This window comes from Frankia sp. AgPm24 (assembly GCF_023243055.1).
Lineage (GTDB): Bacteria > Actinomycetota > Actinomycetes > Frankiales > Frankiaceae > Frankia > Frankia umida.
In genome coordinates this window covers 1-567 of record NZ_JALKFW010000089.1, presented here as the reverse complement: position 1 = coordinate 567, position 567 = coordinate 1, and the positions used below count along the sequence as shown (strand labels likewise).

The following is a 567-nucleotide window of genomic DNA, read 5'->3' as shown; positions in this document are numbered from 1 at the left end:
GGTGTGCCCGATGTTCGACTTGACCGATCCCACCCACAACGGCCGGTCCGCGTCCCGACCCTGCCCGTAGGTCGCCAGCAACGCCTGCGCCTCGATCGGATCACCCAACGTCGTGCCCGTACCGTGCGCCTCCACCACATCGACCTCACCCGCGTTCACCCGGGCATCGGCCAACGCCCGCACGATCACCCGCTGCTGCGACGGACCGTTCGGCGCGGTCAGCCCGTTGCTCGCCCCGTCCGAGTTCACCGCCGACCCGCGCACCACCGCCCACACCGGATGACCGAGGCGGCGCGCCTCCGAGAGCCGCTCCACCAGCAGGACACCCACACCCTCGCCGAACCCGGTGCCGTCCGCGGCGGCCGCGAACGGCTTGCACCGCCCGTCCGGCGCCAGCCCCCGCTGCCGGCTGAAGCCGGTGAACAGCCCCGGGGTGGACATGAGGGTCACCCCGCCGACGACGGCCAGCGAACACTCCCCCGACCGCAACGCCCGCACCGCCAGATGCAACGCCACCAACGACGACGAACACGCCGTGTCCACCGTCACCGCCGGCCCCTCCAGACC

General features: G+C 72.8%; 1 protein-coding gene. It reads right to left on the bottom strand.

What is annotated here, in order from left to right; genetic code table 11:
* A partial coding sequence (locus MXD61_RS05795) for a polyketide synthase (protein WP_248811808.1) occupies positions 1 to 567 on the bottom strand: 567 nt, incomplete at both ends.